This is a genomic window from Celeribacter neptunius (assembly GCF_900113955.1).
In the GTDB taxonomy this organism is placed as follows: domain Bacteria; phylum Pseudomonadota; class Alphaproteobacteria; order Rhodobacterales; family Rhodobacteraceae; genus Celeribacter; species Celeribacter neptunius.
In genome coordinates this window covers 1-20,727 of sequence record NZ_FORH01000014.1, presented here as the reverse complement: position 1 = coordinate 20,727, position 20,727 = coordinate 1, and the positions used below count along the sequence as shown (strand labels likewise).

The following is a 20,727-nucleotide window of genomic DNA, read 5'->3' as shown; positions in this document are numbered from 1 at the left end:
CGCTCACCGCTTCGGTGAAGCTCACCGTCACCGGGATCGGCGAGGTGTTGGTCGGCCCGCTCACGCTCGAGGCGAGCGAGGTGCTCGGCCCGGACTGGTCATAGACGATGCTGAATTGCGTCGCGGCGGTGTTGCCGTTGCCGGCCGCGTCCTGGGCCACGCCGCCGGCGATGTCCACCGTCACCGTGCCGTCGCCCGAGGGGGTCAGATCGAAGCTGTAGCTGCTGCCCGATCCGGCGAAATTCGACACCGTGGCGCCCGAGACCGTCAGGTCCGCCGCGGTGAAACCGCTCACCGCTTCGGTGAAGCTCACCGTCACCGGGATCGGCGAGGTGTTGGTCGGCCCACTCACGCTCGAGGCGAGCGAGGTGCTCGGACTGGTGCGATCAACCGTGACACTGCTGCCATTCGTGGTGGAGGTCACCGTGGTGCCGGTATTGCCCGCGTCGTCTTTGTAGCCCGATATGGAGAACGTCGCTGCGCCTTGGGGGCTCGAAGACGTCACAGTGACGCTCGCCGACCAAGACGTTCCCGACCCGGCAACGCTTGCCGTCTGCCCGATAAGCGTCACACTGGGCGCCGTTCCCAGGCTCTCGCTGAAGGTCATCTGGAGCGTAACTGTATCTCCGACCTTGGCCATGCTGGTGGTGGTGTTGTTCGACTGGATCGTCACCGAGCTCGCCTGAGGCGCGGTCGTGTCGGTCGGGACGGGGACGCAGTCGGGATCGAGCGCAGCGGCGTCGAAGGAGGTTGAGCCGAGAATGGTATTGCTGGTTGAAAAGGTCGCCCCAAGCGCGAGATCCGGCGTCCGGTCGAGCTCGTCCACCAGCCGCACGGTGAAGTTGCCGCTCACGGTGGGCCGTTGGTTCACGCTGAAGAAAGCGCCTCCAACGACGGCCTGGCTGGTCACGAAGCCCTGAGCGTATCGACCGATGACAACATTCGCCGCATCCGTCACGTAGAATATATCGACGTCCTGATCTTGCGTGGAGCTGTCGGGGAAGGTGATCGTCTCGTCCACGGAGGGGAATTCCGAAGCGCTGGCGTTCATGTTGAGGCTAAAGGTGTCCGAACTTCCGTTCAGGCCACATTGACCGTCCGTCACCAGGCTCACACCGGACAGTGTTGCGGCGTGGGTCGCAAGACCGCTGGCGAAGAAAATGACAAGGCTCGCGCATAAAATGGCAAGCGTGGCGGACAAAGATTTCGGCATATTATTTCCCCGGACTGGTACTATATCTTCAGTGTTTTCGGTGCCTGCGGCGTTGTCTTAAGGCTCAAAAAATCGCAGCGAGAAATGCTCCCGATGCCGTGGTCTGTCGCATTGCAATGCACTGACAGAACTTTTGCTCAATCTGCCAGCGAATGGGTATCCAGCTTCAAATGGAATTCCGCTTCCGACGAGGAAGACCACATTGTCTATACTTGTTCGTATCTTGAGTACAAAGTCTTCATTGATCAAGTTTCACCCTAAAAATGAGGTAAAAAAGTCTTTGGCATCCAAATCAGCAACCTCTGGTCGATAGTGCTGGGCATGATTTCGTGATCTAGGTGTCGATCCTATAGCCCCCGAAATAAGCGCCTGCGCTCGGTTTTCCGCAAAGCATCATTGCCTGGGGAAAGAATGACACTTTTACCGCTTTCGTTATCATCGTTGCGTCCGCTTTGGGCCGCGAACCAAGAGGCTCAAGACCACCTCCAAGCCCTTATCAGTTTTCGAGGCTCCGATGCTCCTGATCAAACTTCCCCCCACCGCTCGGAGCCCGCGAAGAACCAGCACCTCCGGTCAGGCGCGCACCGCGCAGCGCCCGCTTTGTTAGCCAGACGGGCTGATTTGACGCTCCCGGCCCAAACCGGTCATTCGATAGCGGCTCAAATGCTGCTGACGGCCCGCTCGAATCAGGTGTCCGTCGTGTATGCCGTATGCCAATGTCATTCAGAGCCAGAGACGCGAATACCTGCGTCGCACCTTCGGCCTTCGCTCCCGATGAAACAATGTCGTCTGCGAGGGATGCGGGTCACGCCGGTGCGGGCGCGACCCGGGGTCTGTCGTCAGCCCGCCTTCGCCAGGGCGACGGCATCGGGGCCTGCGGGGTAATGCAAGCTATCATCGGCATCGGTCGCGGCACGCCAGACCGCCTCGGCCACATCGCTTTCTCGTGTCACCATCTCGGGCGTGGCAAAGGCCTCGAAAATCGGTGCGGCATAGCCAGTGTAGCTCTCCGGGATCAGATCCTCGATGCGGAACTGGCTGTTCTCGGCAAAGCGCGTCGTCGGGCCATAGCCCGGCTCGACCAGCCGCGCCTTTACCCCGAAATACCCGAGCTCATGTGCCAGCGAGCCGGTGAAGCCCTGGATCGCCTGTTTGCTCGCCGTATAGAGCGCTGCCAGCGGCATCGGAGCGAGCGTGGTGCTCGAGGTGACGTTGACGATCACCCCCGAGCGGCGGGCACGCATCTGCGGGATCACCGCCTGGGTCATCGCGATCGTGCCGAATGTGTTGGTCTCGAAAATCTTGCGGACCAGCGGCATCGGCGTCGCCTCGACGGCACCCACGAGACCGATCCCGGCATTGTTGACCAGAACGTCGATCGGGCCGGCAGCCTCGATCACCCTGGCGATACTGTTAGGATCGGTGATGTCGAGCGGCAAAACCCGGATGCGCTCGGAGGCGGGCAGGGGGCTGGCCTGTGGGTTGCGCATCGTGGCGATCACGTTCCAGCCCTGGGCGTGGAAGTGTCGTGCGGTTTCAAGCCCGTAGCCGGACGAGCTGCCTGTGATGAGAATGGTCTTCATGTCGGTCTCCTGTGAAATCTGTTGACCTCCGGGAGATAGCAGGTGAAAACAGAACTATCTTCGATGAATAATCCTTATAAAGTTTGAGATAGTCCGAATGAGCCCAGCAAAACCCGTCACAACATCCGATCCGCTTGCTCAGGTGATCGCGCTTTTGCGCCCCCGCGCCGTCTTCTCGAAAGGCATCAGCGGCGCCGGGCGTTGGGCGGTGCGCTATACGGCCTTCGGCCAGCCGGGGTTTTGCGCCGTGACCGAAGGAAGCTGTCGCCTCGCCGTTGATGGTGAGACGCCGGTGGTTCTGGAGGCCGGGGATTTCGTGCTGCTGCCAGCCACACCGGCCTTCACCATGTCCGGTTTCGAACCGGCACCGCCGGTCCTGATCGACTCCGGGCAAGCCGCGCGCCAGCAAGCAGACCAGCAGGGAGGCCAGAAAGCAGACGCGCAAGGAGAGGTGCGGTATGGCCGGCGCGACAGGCCTGCGGATGTCCGCCAGTTCGGCGGCTATTTCACCTTCGCCTCCCCCGACGCCGCGCTACTGGTGTCGCTGCTGCCACGCATGATCCACATCCGTGGCGTGCAGAGACTGGAGGATCTGGTGCGCATGCTCGGCGAGGAGGCGGCGCAGGAGAAGGCCGGGCGAAGCCTCATTCTGGCGCGGCTGGTGGAAATCCTGTTGATCGAAGCCCTGCGGTCTGTGCCCGCGGAGGCGGCGCAACCGGGGCTGCTGCGTGGGCTGGCCGATGCCCGGATCGCGGTCGCGCTGCGGCACATGCATGGCGATACGCAACGCGCCTGGACCGTTGAGGGGCTCGCTCAGGCGGCGGGAATGTCCCGATCCACCTTTTTCGAACGTTTCGCCCGCATCGTCGGCATGCGACCGATGGCATATCTTCAGACCTGGCGCATGGCCGTCGCCAAGGATCTCCTCTCTGCCGGTACGCTCCCTCTCGACGAGGTGGCGCAGCGGGTCGGATATGCCTCTGCCAGCACATTTAGCACCGCCTTCAGCCGCCATGTCGGCATGCCGCCGGGCCGATACATGCGGCGCACAGGGATCGCCTCCCCCGCAACAGCGGAATATTTCGCCGGCCATTGATGTGAGGGCCGAGGAAAAGGAGGAGTTGGCATGAGGTCACGAACCAGGCCGGTTTCCGTCTTTCTCTACCTATGTTGAGCTTGGCCCTTTGCGGTCTTTCCCTCCATTTCCATTTCCATTTCCATTTCCATTTGCGATGTGAGGCTGGCTCACCCAGAGCTCGGAAAATGCGGCGCGCAAGATGTGCGAATGAACAAATCATCGCCCCCTAAATCACAACGTCAGGTTCCCGGCGTCATGCGATCAGGGCGGCAGGGTGCCCGCGCAGCTGACAGATGCGATCGGCGAGCCTTTCGGCCTCCGCCCGGACATGGGTGACAAAGAGCGTGGCCGGGCGGGTCTCGGCGATCAGCTCTTCGGTCAGGCTCAGCATCGCGTCGCTGAGGTCCGCATCGAGCGAGACAAAGGGTTCGTCCATGATCAGCATCTCCGGCTGCCCGACAAAGGCCCGGGCCAGGGCCAGCCGCCGCTGTTGTCCCAGAGACAGGGTTCGGGGATAGGCCGTTTCGCGACCCTGCAGCCCGACGCGGTGCAAGATCACCCGGGCCTCATCTTCGCTTACATCGGGGTGGATCAGCCGCAGGTTGTCCAGCACGCTGCGCCAGGGCAGGAGCGTGGGTTCCTGAAACACCATGGCCATTCTGTCCGGACGGGTCACGGTGCCGTGAAACGCCGGGTCCAGCCCGGCGACGATGCGCAGCAGGGTGGATTTGCCGATGCCGGAGGGGCCGAGCAGCGCCACGGTCTCGCCCCGTGCCACGCTGAAACGGATCTCCTGCAACACCCTGACTGCGCCAAAGCTTTTGCTGCGGATGTCCACCCGGATCACCGGTTTGCGGGACAGCCCCGCCGGTCCGGGGCGCTCGGGGGTATCGGCCATGGCAAGATCCCGCATCATTTCACATCCGCGAACAACCCGTCGGGCAAGGTATCCGCCCGGGCGACGAGATCCGGCCCCACGAGAGCCGCGCCGCCGAGATCGGCCATCAGCGCCAGCAGCTTGCCCGCCGCCACGCCATCGACCGGCCCGCGCGCCGGCACGCCAGCGATCCAATCGGTCTTCAATTGCGCGAATTGCGCGTCGCTTTTGGCGTTCATCATCGGGCGCACCGCCTGCCAGGCGGCATCGCTCTCGGAGAGCATCGCCTTGGCCTCGCGGCTCGCCTCATAGAAACCCTGCGCCAGATCGGGATGGGCGGCGAGGAAATCGCCTTTGAAATAATAGCCCAGAAGCGGCACGTCCGGGTCGAGCCCCAACGCCGTGGCGGCACTCTCGACGGACAGAAGCTCGCGCATGCCGGCGGCTTTCATCTTGGCGAGAAAATGCCAGAAGTTGATGACCCCGGCGGTGTCTCCCGAGAGGCCGGATTTGAAGATCAGCGGCGGTGCCCCGAACACCTGTTCGGTCTCGGCCTTCAGATCCATGCCGTATTGCTGTTGCGCATAGGCGCGCAGGATCAGCCAGCTCTTGTCGAGCGGCCCGCCGGCGATGCCGATCTTTCCGCCCTTCAGATCGGCCAGGCTTTGCGCCTGTGACCCTTTCGGCACAACGATGCCGCCGACCGCCTTGGAATAGGGAATCACCACGTAATCCTGACCCGCCGCCCGTTCGCGCGCGACCCAGATCCAATCCGCCACGGCCATATCCGCTTCATCGCCGGCCACCGCGATGCGGGTGGCGCCATTGTCGGCATAGGGCTGCAACTCGAGCTTGAAACCGTGTTTTTCGTCCAAGCCGTTGTCGATGATGGTCTGCAATTCCCAATTGACCGTGCCGATCTTGAGCGTCGCCGCGCGGATGACCGGGGTCTCGGCCAGGGCCGCCCCGGCAAATGCGGCGAAGGCCGTAACATATGCGAGCAGTTTCAATCTTTCTCTCCCCTCGTCTTTCCGTGTCTTTCCAAGTCTTTCGGCTGTCTTCCGGCGTCTCGGTGCGGCGGTTATTCCGCCCTGCGCCCGGTCTCGTTCAGGTCCTTGTCGAGCGTGATGTCGAACTGTCTGCCGCCTTCGCAGATCACGTCGTCGAGATCGTAGCCCTCGTCTTCGACCTCGATATCGTCGGGGTCCATCTGGCACTGCATCTCGGCCAGAAGCGCTTCGATCCGGGCGACGGTCTCGCTGTCGATCTCGGCCTCGGCGAAAGCGGGGCTGGCCAGCAGCATGGCGAGGGCAATCAGTTTCTTCATGGGTCTTCCTCCCGGGGGGATTGTCATTGAATGTTGAAGGTGATGCGCTGGCTGTCACCCGTGCTGCCCGCGATGCGCAGCACATGGCTGCCCGGTTTGATGGCGATAAAGGACAGTTCGGCCGTGCCTGCCTTGTCGAATTCGAGCGAGTCGATCGCCATGGGGCGCACTTCGATCTTGTTGATGACGATCTCGTTCATCCAGATCGCGCGAAAGAAGTCGGCCCCTTCGATGCCCAGTTCGGCAGAACCGTCGGCGGTGATTTCCAGCTTGTAATAGGCGCCCGATTGCAGGGTCACCTGACCCGTGTCGTGCAGCGCCTGTCCCGAGGCCAGCGTCAGTGCGATGGTCTCGCCGCGGTTGCACTTGGCCAGAAGCCCGGCAAAACCCAATTCGTCGCACAGGGGCGCCGCCATGACAGCTGCGGGCAAGGCGCCGGTCAGAGGCGCGGCCAGCGATCCGGCCAAAAGAATTGCTGTGGTGAAAGTCTTCATCAGTTCCTCCTCAAATCTACGTGCTCAGTTTTGTTGAATGGCCACGCCCCAGGGCTGTTCGCCGACCTGGATCGATTTGATGGCCTTTTCCTTGGCCACGTCGATGACGGTGACGTCGTTGGAATTGCCATTGGTGGTCAGCAGGTATTTGCCGTCGCCGGTGAACGCCATCTGCCACACGCGCTGGCCGGTGATGATGTAGTCGAGCACGTCGAGGCTTTCGCCATCGATCACCGCCACCCGGTTGGCCGGCCCCAGGGCGACAAAGATGCGTGATCCGTCTTCGGTCACCTTGATGCCCACCGGCTGCAGCCACTCCGGCAGGACTCCCGGCACGTCAAAGCCGATTTTTGCAACCACCTCCGGCGTGCCGTTCTCTGCCATCTCGATCACGCTGACCGTGCCGCCGATCTCGGCACTGACGAACAGCCGTTCGCCATCCGAGGTAAAGGTCGCATAGCGCGGGCGTTGATCGACCAGCACGTTATGCTTGATCTGGAAATCCCCGGTGGAAATGAAATGCGCCATATTGGTGGTTTCCGAGGTGTTCACCACCCAGGCCATATCCGGCGAGATTGCCATGCCCTCGGGTTCCACACCGACCGGCACTTCTTCGAGGATGGCGTGGCTCTCGGTGTCGGTCACCGTGACGATATTGTCGTCCTCATTGGCGATATAGAGCGGGTTGCCTGAGGGGTGGATCACGAAAAGCTCGGGGTCGGGGCCGGAGGGCAGGGTGTAGAGTTCCTCATAGGTCTCCGTGTCGAAGACCCGCACCGTGTCATCATCGGAGGCACAGACATAGAGCAGGGCGCCGTCCGGCGACAACAGGATGCCGCGCGGCCGGTTGCCGCCGGAAAATTCATTGATCACCTGCCAGCTTTCCGTGTCGATGACGGTGATCGTATTGCCCCGCTCATTGGAGACGAATGCCTTTTCGGCAAAAGCCCCCATGGCGCAGCAAGACAGGCAAAACGCCCAGACAAGCGATTTCATTGCGATCCTCCCTGAAATGCGGTGCAGTTTGATTCGGGGCGGTCGAGCCCCAGAGTGTCGAGTGCCGTGACCTGATGCAGGAACCCGTCCTGCGGGCTGACGCTGACGGTGATCCGCCCGTCATAGAGCAGGATCGGCTGGCGCAGCTGACCGTTCCAGTTGCGAAACGTCACCTTCTGGCCCTTGAAGGCGGCCAGTTCGAACGCATCGGAAAGAATATAGGTTTCGATCACCTCCGGGTCGGTGCTGGCGCTGCGGGTGACCGCCTCGCCCAGCACCCGCAGCGCCAGCCAGACATTGTAATCCTCCTCCTGAATCACCCGCCGGGTCAGTTTCTCGAACCGGGTCTGAAGCTGTGTCGCGCCCCAGGCCTCATGTGCCCCGTGCATGGTCACCGGGCGCAGGCCGGCGCTGCCCATCACCGGCCGGGGGTCCCATTGGTGATAGGGCAGGTACGCGGCGAAATAGTCGCTGGCATCGGCGGCGATCACCACATCATGCGCTTTCGCGCCCTGCATGAAGACCGGCAATTGCCGCTGCACCAGAACATGGCCGGAATCCGTGCGTCTGGCGCCGCCGCGGTCGACGAACACCCGCTCCTCGGTGATCTTCGCGCCGAATTTGCGGGCCGCGCGGCGATAGGCCTCGGCCAGCGATTGATCGGTCAGGTTCGAGCCGGCGACCAGCATCCACTCGGGCCAGTTCTTCCAGATTGCGAATTGCGCCACCGCGTCGGCCTTCATCGCATCCGAGGGCGCGATATGCAGCAGGTTGCCCCGGCATTCTGTGTCGCGCAGCGCCGTATCGGAGGCGCGGGCATTGAACACCAGTGCTCCGGCCGCGGCGGCCCGGTCGCTCAAGGCCAGAAGCTCCGGCCCGCGCGCGTCGACCACGACGAAGCGCACCCCCTGTTGCAACAGCGCCTCGAGCGCGGCCTCTGCGGTCTCCGGTGTGGCGGAGCGGGTCACCGTCTCATAGCTGTGGCCGAGGAACTGCCCGGTGGTGGCATTGTCTTCATCGGCCAGAATAGCCCCGGCAAAGCCGAGGTCCCCGGGCCGCAGATCATAGCGCGAGATCGGCAGCAAACTGGGGTAATCGACCCGCAGCACCCCGGCCAGCACATCGAGCGCCGCAGCGGGTGTTGTCAGTGCCAGGGACAACGCCAGAGACAGTGTCCAGGACATTGCCATGGACAGGGCAACCGGCAGAGCTGTCGCCAGAAATCGCGGCATGTTTTCCTCCCTTTTGCGGGCGGGTCTCTCTCGCCCGCCTTGCGCAATATCGACCCTCCGAGGAACCGAACCCTTCGCCAACCGATACTTTTGGGTCGGTTGTGGGCAAAGGCCAGCGGGGCCACCATTTCAGGCATCTCTTATTTTCTAAGAAGGGAGCAATGCTGTTACGCGCACTCATCCTGATGCTGATCTGGGCCTCTCCTGCCATGGCGCAGGCCAAGGGGCAGCTCGAGGTGCAGAAAAGCGTGGCCTTTTTCGGGCTGACCTTTCTCGACACATCGCTTCAGGGCAGCACATACGGTTCCGATCCGGCGGAACGCGCGCGGGTCATCATGTTGGAGGACATGGTGCGCGCCCGCTTTGCCGATGCCGGCTATGAGCTGGTGGATCTGGCCCCCGTGGCCGTGGAACTCGACAGGATCGTCAATCCTGCCAAATGCTATGGCTGCGACAGCCGCATGACGACAAAGCTCGGGGCCGATTACGCGCTGGTGGGCGAGATCCAGAAAGTGTCGAACCTGATCCTGTCGATGAACCTGCAACTGCGTGACAGCACCACCGGAAAGATCGTCCAGGCCCGCGCCGTCGATATCCGTTCCAACACGGATGAAAGCTGGCGACGTGGCATGGCGTACATCCTTCGAAACACGTTCTTCAGAGAGGAGGAAGAATGAAACGACGCAGATTTATCCAGTCCTGTGCCACGCTGGCGCTGGTGCCGGGGGTGATCCCGATCGGGGCCTCGGCCCATGGCGCCACGCGGCAAAAAGTCACCCTGACGGCGGAGCTTGCCGCCGACCCGGCAAAGGTCTGGGCCGCCATCGGCAATTTTCAGGACATGAGCTGGCATCCGGCGGTGGTCTCGAGCACCGGTCAGGGCGGCAATGAGATCGACGCCACGCGCATGCTCTATCTCAGCGATCAGGGCGAGGACGGCCCGAAGATCGACGAGATCCTGTATAAATACGACACGGAAAAGATGAAATATTCCTACCGCATTCAGGCGGTGGAGGTCTCGGTCCTGCCGGTCACCAACTACTCGTCGCACCTGTCGGTGGCGCCGCGCGAGGGTGGTGGCTCGGTGGTGAGCTGGAAAGGCGCCTTCTACCGCGGCTATCCGAACAACGAGCCGCCGGAAAATCTCAATGACGAGGCGGCGATTGCCGCGGTCAGCGCGGTCTATCAGCTCGGGCTGGACGCTTTGGTCGAGCGGTTCGGTGCGCCGGCGTCGTAACCTCTGGCTCGGCCGGGCCGTGGCTCTAGCCCTGACCCTCGCGGCCTTGCCGGCGGCGGGGGATCTGGCCTTTGTCACCTGTCAGAGCGGCAATGCCGTCTCCGTGCTCGATCTTGCGACCGGGCAGGAGCGGGCGCGCTGGCAGGTACCCGGCGAACCTGCGGGGGTGGCGGTCTCGCCCGCGGGGGCGGTTTTCACCGTCTCGCCCGAGAGCAAGGAGATCCGTCGCTACCGGGCGGATGGGGGCTTGCAGGCCGCGGTGACGCTCGACGGCGGGCCATTGGGGATCGCTTATGATCCTCTGCGCGACCGGCTGTTCGTCGGAGATTTCTTCAACGGGCGGATCTGGGTGCTGCGCGGCGCGACTTTGACGCAGTTGGCCGAGCTGACCACCGGGGCGGCGCCGTCCGGTCTGGTGCTGTCCCCGGATGGGGCGGTCTTGGCCGTGGCCGAACGCGATGCCGATCGCGTTACCCTGTTTGACACGGAGACGCTGGAGACACGGGCGCAGATTCCCGTCGGCACCCGGCCTTTCGGACTGAATTTCGCTCCCGACGGGCGGCTCTTCGTGGCCAATGTCGGCAGTGACGATGTGAGCGTGATCGACCCGGTCAGCGGTGTGGTTCAGGCAACCCTGCCGGTGGGCGATCGACCCTATGGCCTGGCCTTCGCCGCCGGGCGGGGCTTTGTCACCAATCAATATGACGACACGGTCAGCGTGATCGCGCTGGCCGATCTGTCCCCCGTCACCACGCTCGATGTCGGCGAATATCCCGACGGGATCAATGCCACGTCCGACGGGCACATCGTTGTCACCAACTGGTTCGATGACAGCCTCAGCGTGATCGACGCAGAAAGGCTGGAGGTCGTGGCGACACTGGACACCGCCGAAGGCCCGCGCGGCTTTGGCCATTTCATTCTGCCAGGAGATAGTCCGGGAGGAGACGAGTGATGAGATTTTCTTCGAACTTGGCGGGGCTTGGTCTTGCCTTTCTGCTCGCCGCCTTGCCGGCCCTTGCCGGTGAGGCAGGAGAAGCCTGGGACAATATCCGGTTTCAGCTCTATGGCGAGCGACCGATGTTGAGCGGCAAGGGGGTGATTACGCTCGAGGTACCCTACCGAACCGACAATGACGCGCGCACCGAGGTGACCGTGCGCAGCGCCGCTCCGGCAGGCACCCAGATCGCCAAGCTGACGCTGGTGCTCGATGAGAACCCGATGCCGGTCTCCGCCGTCTTTGCCCTGCACCAGCCACAGACGCGGTTTTCCTTTGGGGCGACGCTCAGGGTCAATGGCCCGACGCCGATCCATGTGGTGGCGGAAATGCGCGACGGGCGGCTGTTCATGATCGAGGATTTCGTCAAGACCAGTGGTCAGGGCGCCTGTGCCGCGCCGCCGGGGACCGATCCGGACATGGCGCTGGTCACGCTGGGGGATATGCTCCTCTCGGTGACGGAGGCCGATCCGGCAGAGCGGCTGACCGCATTGGGCGCGCCGCAGAAGCAGCTCGACGTGGATATCTCGCACCCGTCGCATTCCGGCATGCAGATGGATCAGATCACCCTGTTGTTCATCCCGATGCGCTATGTCGAGGATGTCGAGATCGCCGTCGACGGCGGCGATTATGTCGATATGACCGGCAGCATTTCGCTTTCTGAGAACCCACGGATCAACCTGTCGATTCCGGGCCGGGCACGGGGCGTGGATGTGACGATGACAGACACCGATGGCACGATCAGCACCGCGCATACGGAGGTTGCCGGGTTCTGAAATGAACCGTCGCGAGGCTTGCCGCTCCGGCGGGACGGGGCGCGGGCTGATGCGCCGGGATCGGGGCGGGACAGGACGGACAGTGCGCCTGTCGGCGGAATGGGGGGCTTTTGTTAAATTACTGAATTTGCGTATCTATTTGTCATTTTTCGCAGGTTTTGAGAGTGGAGGATCTCTCGGGGAACTACACCATTGCGTGAATTGGCAGTCATGAGTTACGCTTCTTACGGGAGGAAAATCTATGAGAGAAACGCGCGACGCCCCGTCGACGGGCGCGATCCGATCCGTCGTGATCGTGGACGATCATCCGCTCTACAGCGATGCGCTGGCCGCAGCGCTGCAGCTTCTGTACCCCGCCTGTCATATCGAAAAAGCACAGACACTGGGGGCGGCCCTGACGCTCGTGCAAGGCGGGCTGGTCCCCGATCTTGTCATGTTCGATCTGAAACTGCCGGATGTTTTCGGCATTTCCGGTTTCCAGAAATTGCGGGCGGCTCTGCCCGATGTTCCGATCCTGGTGATTTCCTCGCTGACCTCGGCACAGGTGGTTCAGGCGCTGATGGAGGAAGGCGCCTCGGGGTTCCTGCCGAAGGATGCTTCGGCGCAATTGCTGCGACAGGCGTTGCAGGACATCGCGACCGGCGGGAAATATGTGCATTGGGGCTATCAATCGGCGGCAAGCCCGGGGGCGGAAGAGGGCTGTTTCGAAGACAGCCATCCGCGGCTGGCGGAGCTGACGCCACAGCAGAAACGCATCATGAAGCTGATTTGCGCCGGCAAGCCGAACAAGCAGATCGCCTATGAACTGTCCCTGGCCGAAGCCACGGTCAAGGCGCATATCACCGCACTGTTGCGGCGTCTTGGCGTTCAGAACCGGACCCAGGCCGCCGTGCTCGTCGAAGGCTCGCAACCGGCGACGGTGATCGGGGCGGGCGAGGCGGATGCGCAGGCATTCCTGAGCCACTGAGCATGTTGCATCAGGGTCCCGAAACGGTTGATCGTCAGGCGCCGCGCTTCGTGACGATTTCCGTGTCGCGCCAGACCGAAGCGCGAGCAGCCGTGGACGAGGCCTTGCGCGGCATCGACGTGGCGGACAGTTGTTTTTTGCTGGCTTTCGTGCCGGACGGGCTGTCGCTCGACGATGTGGCGCGGGCGCTTGCCGAGGGCGGCGACGGCATTCCGGTGTTCGGGTGCAGCACCGCGGGGACGATCACGTCCCTGGGCTATGAGACCGAGGCGCTTTTGCTGCTGGCGTTCCCGCGCGAACATTTCCGCTGTGCCTCGATGCTCATTTCGCCGCTCAACCCGCTGTCGATGGAACGCATCGCGGCCGATGTGCGCAACCATGCGACGCGGTTCCGGCGCACGGCGGGGCGCAATCGGCTGGCGTTGATTTTTGCCGACGGCATGTCGAAACAGGAGGATTTGCTGGTCGCGACGCTGGAGGCGGCACTGGGCGAAGTGCCGATTTTCGGTGGTTCGGCGGGGGACAGCCTGGCGTTCAAGGAAACCTTCGTGCTGCAAAACGGCCAGTGTCACAGCAATGCTGCGCTTTTGCTGTTGCTGGAAACCGACCTGGAGTTCAGCGGTCTGGGGTTCGACCATTTCCTGCCGACCGAGGAGCAGCTGGTGGTCACCGAGGCCCTGCCCGAGGAGCGGCTGGTGCGGGAAATCAACGGTGTCCCCGCAGCGCTGGAATATGCGCGTCTGGTCGGCTGTCCGGTGGAGCATTTGTCGCCGGAGATCTTTGCCGAAAATCCGATGCTGGTACGTCAGAAGGCCAATTATCACGTGCGGGCGATCCATGAGGCCTCCGCCGATCACACCCTGTCCTTTCTCGGGGCGATCGATGACGGGCTGATCCTGACGCTGGGCCGGGGCAAGGCGATCATCGAAACGCTGGAGGCCGGTCTGACGGTGCGGAACCCGCGCGGGGCAGAGCCCGATTTCGTGCTGGGGTTCGACTGTGTGCTGCGCAAGCTGGAGATCGAGCAAAAGCAACTTTCGGCCGAGGTCAGCGAGATTTTCAGCCGCCATCGCGTGTTCGGCTTCAACACCTATGGCGAGCAGCATTGCGGCGTGCATGTGAACCAGACCTTCGTTGGTGTGGCGTTTTTCGAACCGGAGCGGAGGGAGATCTCGTGATCGATCCCGATGAACCGCTCGCCGAACAGGTCAGCCGGCAGGCCAAGATCATCGATGCGCTGATGCGCCGGGCCAATCGCCAGCACGAGGTCGGGTCTTCGGCTTACGGCGCATTTCAATCGGCGATCACCCTGCAGGCCCAGGTCTGGGCCAAGACCCGCGATCTGGAACGCACCACCTCGGAGCTGCGCAATGCCCGGGTCGATACCGAACGCATGCGCAAGAACCTCGCCGATGCGCTGGCGGCGATGGACGGCGGGGTCGCTCTGTTCACCAATGGCCAGCTGGAAATGGGCAACGACATTTTCCAGACGCTCCTGCCCGATATTTCCGATCGCTTGTCGCCGGGTGTCTCGACCGAGGCCTGTTTTGTCGCCATGGCCGAGAGCCGCCATCTGGTCTCGGTCGAGGGCAGCTTTGGTGCTGCCCTGGCGCAGGCCCGGCGCAGCCGGGTCGGGTCCTCGGTGGTCTCGCTGGTGATCGAACTGACCGGCGACCGCTGGTATCAGATCAACCTGCAGCGCACGAGCGTCGAGAACCTTGTGTTGCTGTTGACGGAAATCACCACCATCGTGCGGAGCAATCGTTCGGAAAGGGAACATCTGATCGACCGGCAGGCGGATTACCTGCAAGCGGTGTTCGAAAACATGAGCGCTGGCGTCTGTACCTTTTCGCCGGACGGTGCGGTGACAATGTTCAACGCCCAGTTCCGGCAATTGCTGGGCCTACCCTATACGACCCTGCAGCAGGGCGCGGATCTGCAACGGCTTCTGGATTTCATCGCGGACAGCGGGCTGATCTCCGGGTCAGCCCGGTTCGAAGCGCGCCGGTTGATGGAACAGCCCCACCGGCGGCTGCGGCTCGCGACGGGGCGGATGCTGGACCTGCACGCGCATCGGCTGCCCGATCGCGGGATCCTGCTCGAACTCAAGGATGTGACGCTGGAAAGTCGCACGACGGAGATGTTGGAAAACCGCGTGGCGGAACGGACGGCGGAGCTGACCCGCGCGAACACGCGGCTGACCGAGGAATATGAAGAGAAGGCACGGGTCGAAGAGGAGCTGCGTCTGGCCAAGGAACGCGCCGAGGCGGCGGTGTCGTCGAAAACCCGGTTCCTGGCGGCGGCGAGCCACGATCTTTTGCAGCCGATCAACGCCGCCAAGCTGTTGATCGCGACGCTTCAGGACAATGTGGCCGAGACCCGTTTCGCGCCGACCGTGGAACGGTTGGAAGGCTCGTTTTCCTCGATCGAACAGCTGTTGCATTCGCTGCTGGATATTTCCCGTCTCGAAGGCACGGACGAGGTCCTCACCCCGTCCGACATCTGTCTCGGCACCCTGATGCGCAGTGTCTGGGAGGATCAGCAGGTCCTGGCACAGCGCAAAGGCGTGCGGCTCGACATGGTGCCCAGCATGGTCTTCGTGCGTTCCGATCCGGTCTATCTGTTGCGCTCGATTCAGAATCTCGTGGTGAATGCGATCCAATACACCGAACCGGGCGGGCGGGTGCTGGCCGGATGCCGGCCTCATGGCAATCGCATCGAGCTTCAGGTCTGGGACACCGGCATCGGCATCAGCCGCAAGGATCAGACGCGGATTTTCGAGGAATTCACCCGCGCCGGAAATGTGCCGCTGGGCTCCGGTGTCGGGCTCGGCCTCTCGGTGGTGGAACGCACCTGCCGTCATTTGGGTCATAAGGTTCAGGTGCGCTCGAAACCCGGTGTCGGCTCGGTCTTCTCCATCGAGATGGAGCGGGTCGAGGGGCGCCCGGCGAGCGCCCAGGAGGGCTGCAACGAGACGCCCAGCGTCGAATATGACATGGATTACATCGTTCTGATCATCGAGAACGACCCGGATGTGCTCTTTGCCACCACCAGCAAACTGGAACAATGGGGGGCGAGCGTCTTGCCGGCGCGGTCGATTGCCGAGGCGCTGAATTTCATCCGCGACATGGGCATGCCCCCGGATATCATCCTGGCGGATTATCAGCTGGATGCGGGGGAGACCGGTGATCTTGCGATCGCGGCGGTGCGGCAGAAATCGGGGGCGCATGTCCCCGCGATCATGATCACGGCGGATCGCAGTACCGAGCTGTTGCGCCTGGGCGCGGAACAGGGGTTTTCGGTGCTGACCAAACCGGTGCAGCTGTCGCGGCTCCGCCCTTTGATCGAATGGAAAATGCGCCGGCAGACGGGGGCGCCGTGACGCAGGGCGCGGGGGGAATACCGACATAAGTCTGCCATGACAGGGCCGGGCAGGAGGATAGGCTGGGGACGGGAGGACGAACTCATGCGCAAGATCTTGACACTTTCGGCGGCGCTGTCGGCGACACTGGCCTGTTTCGCCGTGACGATGCCGGGTCCCGTGGCCGCGGCGAATGCCGAAGCCCCGGTGCCGACCTATGACCTGTTGTTTCGCCAGGGCACGCTGGACAGAATCGGTCCGGATGCGGTGCTGCATTACAGGCGGGTCGTGACCAATCACGCCAAACCCGAAGCGGCCACACGCGATACCGGCGAGATCGCGCTGTCTTTTGCCGAGGGCGAGACGCGGATGGCGAGGCTGCAATTTCTGCAGGACGAGAAACATCGCAGCCTGGGCCGCTTTCCGGCCAGCGTCGGCAACCCGATGATCATGGTGTTTTACGAATCCGTGATCCGCGACATGGCGGAAACCGCGGGCGGTTCGCCATATTATATCCGCAACCGGGTGAAAGAGGCGCTGGTCCGTCCGGCCGAAATCGAGACCGGGCAGGCCAGGTTCGGCACCCGGATGATCGATACCCGTACGGTCACCCTGCGTCCCTTTGCCGAGGACCCCAACCGCGACCGCATGCAGGGGTTCGGCGATCTCGAATTGCGCGTCACCATGTCCGAGGAGGTGCCGGGCTGGTATCTGACACTGGTGGCCGAGGCGCCGGATGCAACGGGCGCGCCGGATGGCTACCTCTCGGAGCTGCGGTTCGACATGCTCGACAGCGATGTCCCCGACGGGGAGGCCGGACAATGATCCGTGCGGCGGTGCTTGTGGCGGCCGGCCTGTCTTCGGTCTCGCTGCTCGCATGCGGCGGCCCCGCCCGGGCCCAGAGCCTGGCCGACCGGCTCAATGATTATCCGACCGAGGCCCGGGCCGATTACGTTTTCGCCTGTATGGCGGCCAACGGGCAGGATCGGAACATGCTGAGCAAATGCGCCTGTTCGATCGATGAAATCGCCGCGATCCTACCCTATGAGAAATATGTGGAGGCGGAGACCGTGCTCTCCATGCGCCGGGTCGGTGGCGAACGCATGGCGATTTTCAACAGCGCGGTCGCGGCCAACCATCTGGTGATGGATCTGCGCCGGGCGCAGGCCGAGGCCGAGGTCGTCTGTTTCTTCTGAGCCGGGCACAGGCTGGGCACGGGCCGGTCTTGGACCCGCCCGGCCAGTTCGGGGCAGCCTGTGTCGGACCGCCGTCAGTCCGAGGCCTTCGGGAACTCGGTCTCGAACAGATTGCCATCGGTGTCATGCCCCTTGACCGTCAGGCTCGGCGCGCCGTTTTCCGTGTAGCTGAAGCGGAAACTGGGATTGGCACTGATCGAGATACCGCCCTCCATGGCAAACAGCATCTCATCGCCCTGCCAGACTTCCAGATGGTCGATGAAATGGGCCGGGATGAACAGCTGGGTGATCTGATCGCGCTGCAGTCCGGAATAATTCGGGTGACGGATCTGGATCTCGGCCTCGCGACGCAGGCCAGAGGGGCTTTCGGACTGCTGTAAACGCGTCTGTCCCAAGCCGGCCAAAGCCTCTTCCGGGTCTTGCCCCGCAGGCGCCGAACAGCCGCCCGAGGCCTTGACGAAACGCCCGTCCATCCGCAGTCCGAAAGCGGTTCCGGCAATCGTCCGGACATTGCTGTATTGATCCACCCGGACCCGGAAGGTGAGATCGAGCGGCGACATGGCCGGGGAGAACCGGAACTCGGCGGCCACCGGCGCGGGGTTTTCGTCGATTACCACCGTGGCCGACTGGATCGCCTGCGATGCATCGAGTTGGCGAATATGGATCGGCACTGCGGCGGCATCTTCGGCGCGGTAGGGCGCCTCCATGGTGAACAATCCGTCCGCCGGCAAAACGGCAACCGGCCCGAGGATGTCGTCGCGGAGCGATTGCCAGGTCGGGCTGTCGGTGAGCGGGTTCGAGCGATCCGGGGCCACATCTTTGGCCATATCTTTGGGTGCGTCTTGGGTCGATGCGGGTGTCGCGCCGGTGACGGCGGCGAGCCCAAGCCCGAGTGCAAACCCCGCGGCGGCAAGAGATCTCTGGACCATGCGCCTCCTCCTTGCATGGAATATGCCACTCATTGTGCCATAGCTCGGAGCGCGCCGATACCGCGCCGAAGGTCTGTATGGCCTGTGTTTTCGCGGCCGTCGGGGGGGCTTGTGATCGGGTGGGAGAGGCGGGAGGGGGCAGGCAATTTTGCCCCAACCGCGGAGCATTTTTGAGCCAACTCGGAGCTTCGACACCATATACTCGAAGGTCTGCTTTGCGGGACTTTTCTGCCATTCGAACGAAGTGCAACCGCCCGGAACAGCCACGAAGTGGCCCGGGCGTGCGCCGGACCGTCCCGGCGGTCAGGCGCATTTGTCATCCCCGCGCGACAGATTGATCTTTATCGGGTTTGGCTGACATAAAGCGCAGACCACGAAGAACAGATGCGCCTGCCCACGGTCCGGCGCACGCCCTTAACTCCCAATGTCCGCCTTGGGCTCGCTCCCGCCGTTCTCGGCGATCCAGGCGAAGATCCGGCTTTCAATTTTGGCTCCGCTTATAGTGTGCGAGGGTCAAAGTCTTCTGACCTTCCACATCGAAGCGGCAAAGCTCTCAACGGGCCGAGCGGCCAGAGGCTTGCCGTCCGGGGTCAGCCGCCGCCTTGTCCGGCCTCGTGCAGCATTTGCGCCAGCGCGTAGAGGCGTTTCTCCAGAAGCGTCGGGGTCTCGCAGAGATAGGTGATGGTCTTCTGCCGGTCGGTGAAAATCCGTTGATCCCAGTCGAGCTGTTCTTCCAGCGCGTCGACGCGGTCGAAATCCGGGGTTTCCTGCGCCATTTGCGCATCCATCTCGCCGCGGGCCGTCTCGATCCGCTCGGAAAGGCTGATCTGGGAAAGAGAGAATTTGCCGATTCCCTTGATGATCTTCGTGCGACGTGTGGCCAGCGTGTCGAAGACCCGGGAAAACACGGCTTGCATCAGCGCCATGTCATGGCCGTGGCTGGCGGAGAACTCTGCCACCGCCGCCCGTGCCGCCTCGAGATCGACCCGCCGCAAAGCCAGAAATTCCGCCAGATCCGTCACCGCCTGTTGCCGCTCTGTCGAGAATTCGGCCTCGGTGAGCGGTTCGGGCCACATCAGCCCGGGGGACAGCCGATCCACCTTGCGTTGCACACAAGGCCATGTGGGATCGGCAAAATCATTGGCGGCCAGAGGCCCGGCAACCCCGGCACTGGCGGCCAGCAACGCGGCGCTCAGCAGGAGCCTTTGCAGATAGGACATGTGATTTCCTCCCGTCGTGACTATAGGGCAGGCTGAGCGATGCGGCCATCTCTGGGAATACCCACCATTGGCTGTATTGTTCCGTGTGCGAGCCTGCCCTCATACTTCCTTCCAATCGCTGAAAAGCGTGAAGGCCGGAGTTCCGGTCTGAAGTTTTGGGAGGAAAATTTGATGCGTACACGCGCCGCCGTTGCCCTTGAGGCCGGGAAGCCGCTCGAGATTATGGAAGTCGAGCTCGAAGGTCCTAAGAAGGGCGAAGTTCTGATCGAGGTGAAGGCCACCGGGCTCTGTCACACCGACGAATTCACCCGCTCGGGCGCCGATCCGGAGGGGATCTTTCCCTGTATCCTCGGTCATGAGGGCGCCGGTGTGGTGCTCGAGGTGGGCGAAGGCGTGACCACGCTGAAACCCGGCGATCACGTGATCCCGCTCTATACGCCCGAGTGCCGCGAATGCCCGTCCTGCCTGTCGGGCAAGACCAACCTCTGCACCGCCATTCGCAACACCCAGGGCCAGGGCCTGATGCCCGATGGCACCACGCGGTTCTCGATGCTCGATGGCACGCCGATCTACCATTACATGGGCTGCTCGACCTTCGCCAACCACACGGTGATGCCGGAGATTGCCCTGGCGAAAGTCCGCGAGGACGCGCCGTTCGACAAGATCTGCTACATCGGTTGCGGCGTGACCACCGGCATCGGCGCGGTGATCAACACCGCCGGTGTCGAGATCGGCGCGACGGCGGCCGTCTTCGGTCTCGGTGGCATCGGGCTGAACGTGATTCAAGGCCTGCGCATGGCCGGGGCCGACATGATCATCGGTGTCGATCTGAACGATGACAAAGAGGAAATGGCCCGCAAATTCGGCCTGACCCATTTCATCAACCCGACGAAGATCGACGGCACCGTGGTCGAGGAGATCGTCAACCTGACCAAGCGTGGCGCCGATCAGATCGGCGGCGTGGATTACAGCTTTGATGCCACCGGCAACGTCAAGGTGATGCGCGATGCGCTCGAATGCAGCCACCGCGGCTGGGGCGTTTCCGTCGTGATCGGCGTGGCACCTTCGGGGGCCGAGATCTCGACCCGTCCGTTCCAGCTGGTGACCGGCCGGGTCTGGAAAGGCACGGCGTTTGGCGGCGCCAAGGGCCGCACCGATGTGCCGAAATTCGTCGAATGGTACATGGACGGCAAGATCGAGATCGACCCGATGATCACCCACAAGCTCACCCTCGACGAGATCAACCA

At 62.9% G+C, this 20,727-nt stretch carries 21 protein-coding genes; 11 read left to right on the top strand and 10 right to left on the bottom strand.

Annotated elements, in window-relative coordinates:
• The coding region (locus BM151_RS21225) for an Ig-like domain-containing protein (protein WP_245781283.1) at positions 1-1,213 on the bottom strand (1,213 nt) is incomplete at its 3' end.
• An 839-nt stretch (positions 1,214-2,052) separates the two neighbouring features.
• Complete coding sequence (locus tag BM151_RS21220; protein WP_090063380.1) at positions 2,053-2,796, bottom strand: SDR family oxidoreductase; 744 nt, start codon at positions 2,794-2,796, stop codon at positions 2,053-2,055.
• 97 nt (positions 2,797-2,893) lie between these two features.
• Here BM151_RS21220 and BM151_RS21215 point away from each other — a divergent pair, with 97 nt between their 5' ends.
• Positions 2,894-3,892: an AraC family transcriptional regulator gene (locus tag BM151_RS21215; protein WP_090063379.1), complete on the top strand. Its 999-nt coding sequence runs from the start codon at positions 2,894-2,896 to the stop codon at positions 3,890-3,892.
• A gap of 235 nt (positions 3,893-4,127) precedes the next feature.
• Here the strand turns inward: BM151_RS21215 and BM151_RS21210 are convergent, their stop codons facing one another.
• The 6 genes from BM151_RS21210 to BM151_RS21185 all read right to left on the bottom strand — a co-directional run bounded on the left by BM151_RS21210 (position 4,128) and on the right by BM151_RS21185 (position 8,752).
• Positions 4,128-4,772, bottom strand: a complete 645-nt coding sequence (locus BM151_RS21210) for an ABC transporter ATP-binding protein (RefSeq protein ID WP_090063392.1) — start codon at positions 4,770-4,772, stop codon at positions 4,128-4,130.
• A gap of 14 nt (positions 4,773-4,786) precedes the next feature.
• Positions 4,787-5,755 (bottom strand): ABC transporter substrate-binding protein, encoded by a 969-nt coding sequence (locus BM151_RS21205; RefSeq protein ID WP_090063390.1) that lies wholly within the window; start codon positions 5,753-5,755, stop codon positions 4,787-4,789.
• Positions 5,756-5,832: 77 nt separating this feature from the next.
• Positions 5,833-6,078, bottom strand: coding sequence for a PepSY domain-containing protein (locus tag BM151_RS21200; protein WP_090063377.1), 246 nt, complete (start codon positions 6,076-6,078; stop codon positions 5,833-5,835).
• A gap of 23 nt (positions 6,079-6,101) precedes the next feature.
• The gene (locus BM151_RS21195; RefSeq protein ID WP_425429578.1) at positions 6,102-6,572 is read right to left on the bottom strand and encodes a cupredoxin domain-containing protein; all 471 of its coding nucleotides are present in this window, start codon (positions 6,570-6,572) and stop codon (positions 6,102-6,104) included.
• Positions 6,573-6,596: 24 nt separating this feature from the next.
• Positions 6,597-7,568, bottom strand: coding sequence for a YVTN family beta-propeller repeat protein (locus BM151_RS21190; protein WP_090063375.1), 972 nt, complete (start codon positions 7,566-7,568; stop codon positions 6,597-6,599).
• Positions 7,565-8,752, bottom strand: a complete 1,188-nt coding sequence (locus BM151_RS21185) for an ABC transporter substrate-binding protein (protein ID WP_090063386.1) — start codon at positions 8,750-8,752, stop codon at positions 7,565-7,567. Before BM151_RS21185 ends, BM151_RS21190 begins: the two co-directional genes overlap by 4 nt.
• A 209-nt stretch (positions 8,753-8,961) precedes the next feature.
• Here BM151_RS21185 and BM151_RS21180 point away from each other — a divergent pair, with 209 nt between their 5' ends.
• The 9 genes from BM151_RS21180 to BM151_RS21140 all read left to right on the top strand — a co-directional run bounded on the left by BM151_RS21180 (position 8,962) and on the right by BM151_RS21140 (position 17,331).
• Positions 8,962-9,477, top strand: coding sequence for a DUF3280 domain-containing protein (locus BM151_RS21180; protein ID WP_090063373.1), 516 nt, complete (start codon positions 8,962-8,964; stop codon positions 9,475-9,477).
• Positions 9,474-10,037 carry an SRPBCC family protein gene (locus BM151_RS21175; protein WP_090063371.1) on the top strand — a complete coding sequence of 188 codons (564 nt, stop codon included), beginning with the start codon at positions 9,474-9,476 and terminating at the stop codon, positions 10,035-10,037. Before BM151_RS21180 ends, BM151_RS21175 begins: the two co-directional genes overlap by 4 nt.
• Complete coding sequence (locus BM151_RS21170) at positions 10,021-10,989, top strand: YncE family protein (protein ID WP_245781282.1); 969 nt, start codon at positions 10,021-10,023, stop codon at positions 10,987-10,989. The genes BM151_RS21175 and BM151_RS21170 overlap by 17 nt, the downstream gene beginning before the upstream one ends.
• A complete protein-coding gene (locus BM151_RS21165) occupies positions 10,989-11,807 on the top strand; it encodes a quinoprotein dehydrogenase-associated SoxYZ-like carrier (RefSeq protein ID WP_090063368.1) in 819 nt (272 codons plus the stop codon). The genes BM151_RS21170 and BM151_RS21165 overlap by 1 nt, the downstream gene beginning before the upstream one ends.
• Positions 11,808-12,048: 241 nt before the next feature.
• Positions 12,049-12,774, top strand: coding sequence for a LuxR C-terminal-related transcriptional regulator (locus BM151_RS21160; protein WP_090063366.1), 726 nt, complete (start codon positions 12,049-12,051; stop codon positions 12,772-12,774).
• A 2-nt stretch (positions 12,775-12,776) separates the two neighbouring features.
• Complete coding sequence (locus BM151_RS21155) at positions 12,777-13,952, top strand: FIST N-terminal domain-containing protein (RefSeq protein WP_090063363.1); 1,176 nt, start codon at positions 12,777-12,779, stop codon at positions 13,950-13,952.
• A complete protein-coding gene (locus BM151_RS21150) occupies positions 13,949-16,156 on the top strand; it encodes an ATP-binding protein (protein WP_245781281.1) in 2,208 nt (735 codons plus the stop codon). The genes BM151_RS21155 and BM151_RS21150 overlap by 4 nt, the downstream gene beginning before the upstream one ends.
• Positions 16,157-16,240: 84 nt before the next feature.
• A complete protein-coding gene (locus tag BM151_RS21145) occupies positions 16,241-16,960 on the top strand; it encodes a hypothetical protein (protein ID WP_090063361.1) in 720 nt (239 codons plus the stop codon).
• Complete coding sequence (locus tag BM151_RS21140; protein ID WP_090063359.1) at positions 16,957-17,331, top strand: hypothetical protein; 375 nt, start codon at positions 16,957-16,959, stop codon at positions 17,329-17,331. Before BM151_RS21145 ends, BM151_RS21140 begins: the two co-directional genes overlap by 4 nt.
• A gap of 74 nt (positions 17,332-17,405) precedes the next feature.
• Here BM151_RS21140 and BM151_RS21135 read toward each other — a convergent pair whose 3' ends face one another.
• Together BM151_RS21135 and BM151_RS21130 are read right to left on the bottom strand one after the other, a co-directional pair.
• Positions 17,406-18,158 carry a quinoprotein dehydrogenase-associated SoxYZ-like carrier gene (locus BM151_RS21135; RefSeq protein WP_090063382.1) on the bottom strand — a complete coding sequence of 251 codons (753 nt, stop codon included), beginning with the start codon at positions 18,156-18,158 and terminating at the stop codon, positions 17,406-17,408.
• 692 nt (positions 18,159-18,850) lie between these two features.
• Positions 18,851-19,480, bottom strand: a complete 630-nt coding sequence (locus BM151_RS21130) for a hypothetical protein (protein WP_090063357.1) — start codon at positions 19,478-19,480, stop codon at positions 18,851-18,853.
• Positions 19,481-19,651: 171 nt separating this feature from the next.
• On the opposite strand from BM151_RS21130, the gene BM151_RS21125 reads away from it, so the two are divergent.
• On the top strand, positions 19,652-20,727 hold a 1,076-nt coding region (locus BM151_RS21125), incomplete at its 3' end, for an S-(hydroxymethyl)glutathione dehydrogenase/class III alcohol dehydrogenase (RefSeq protein WP_090063355.1).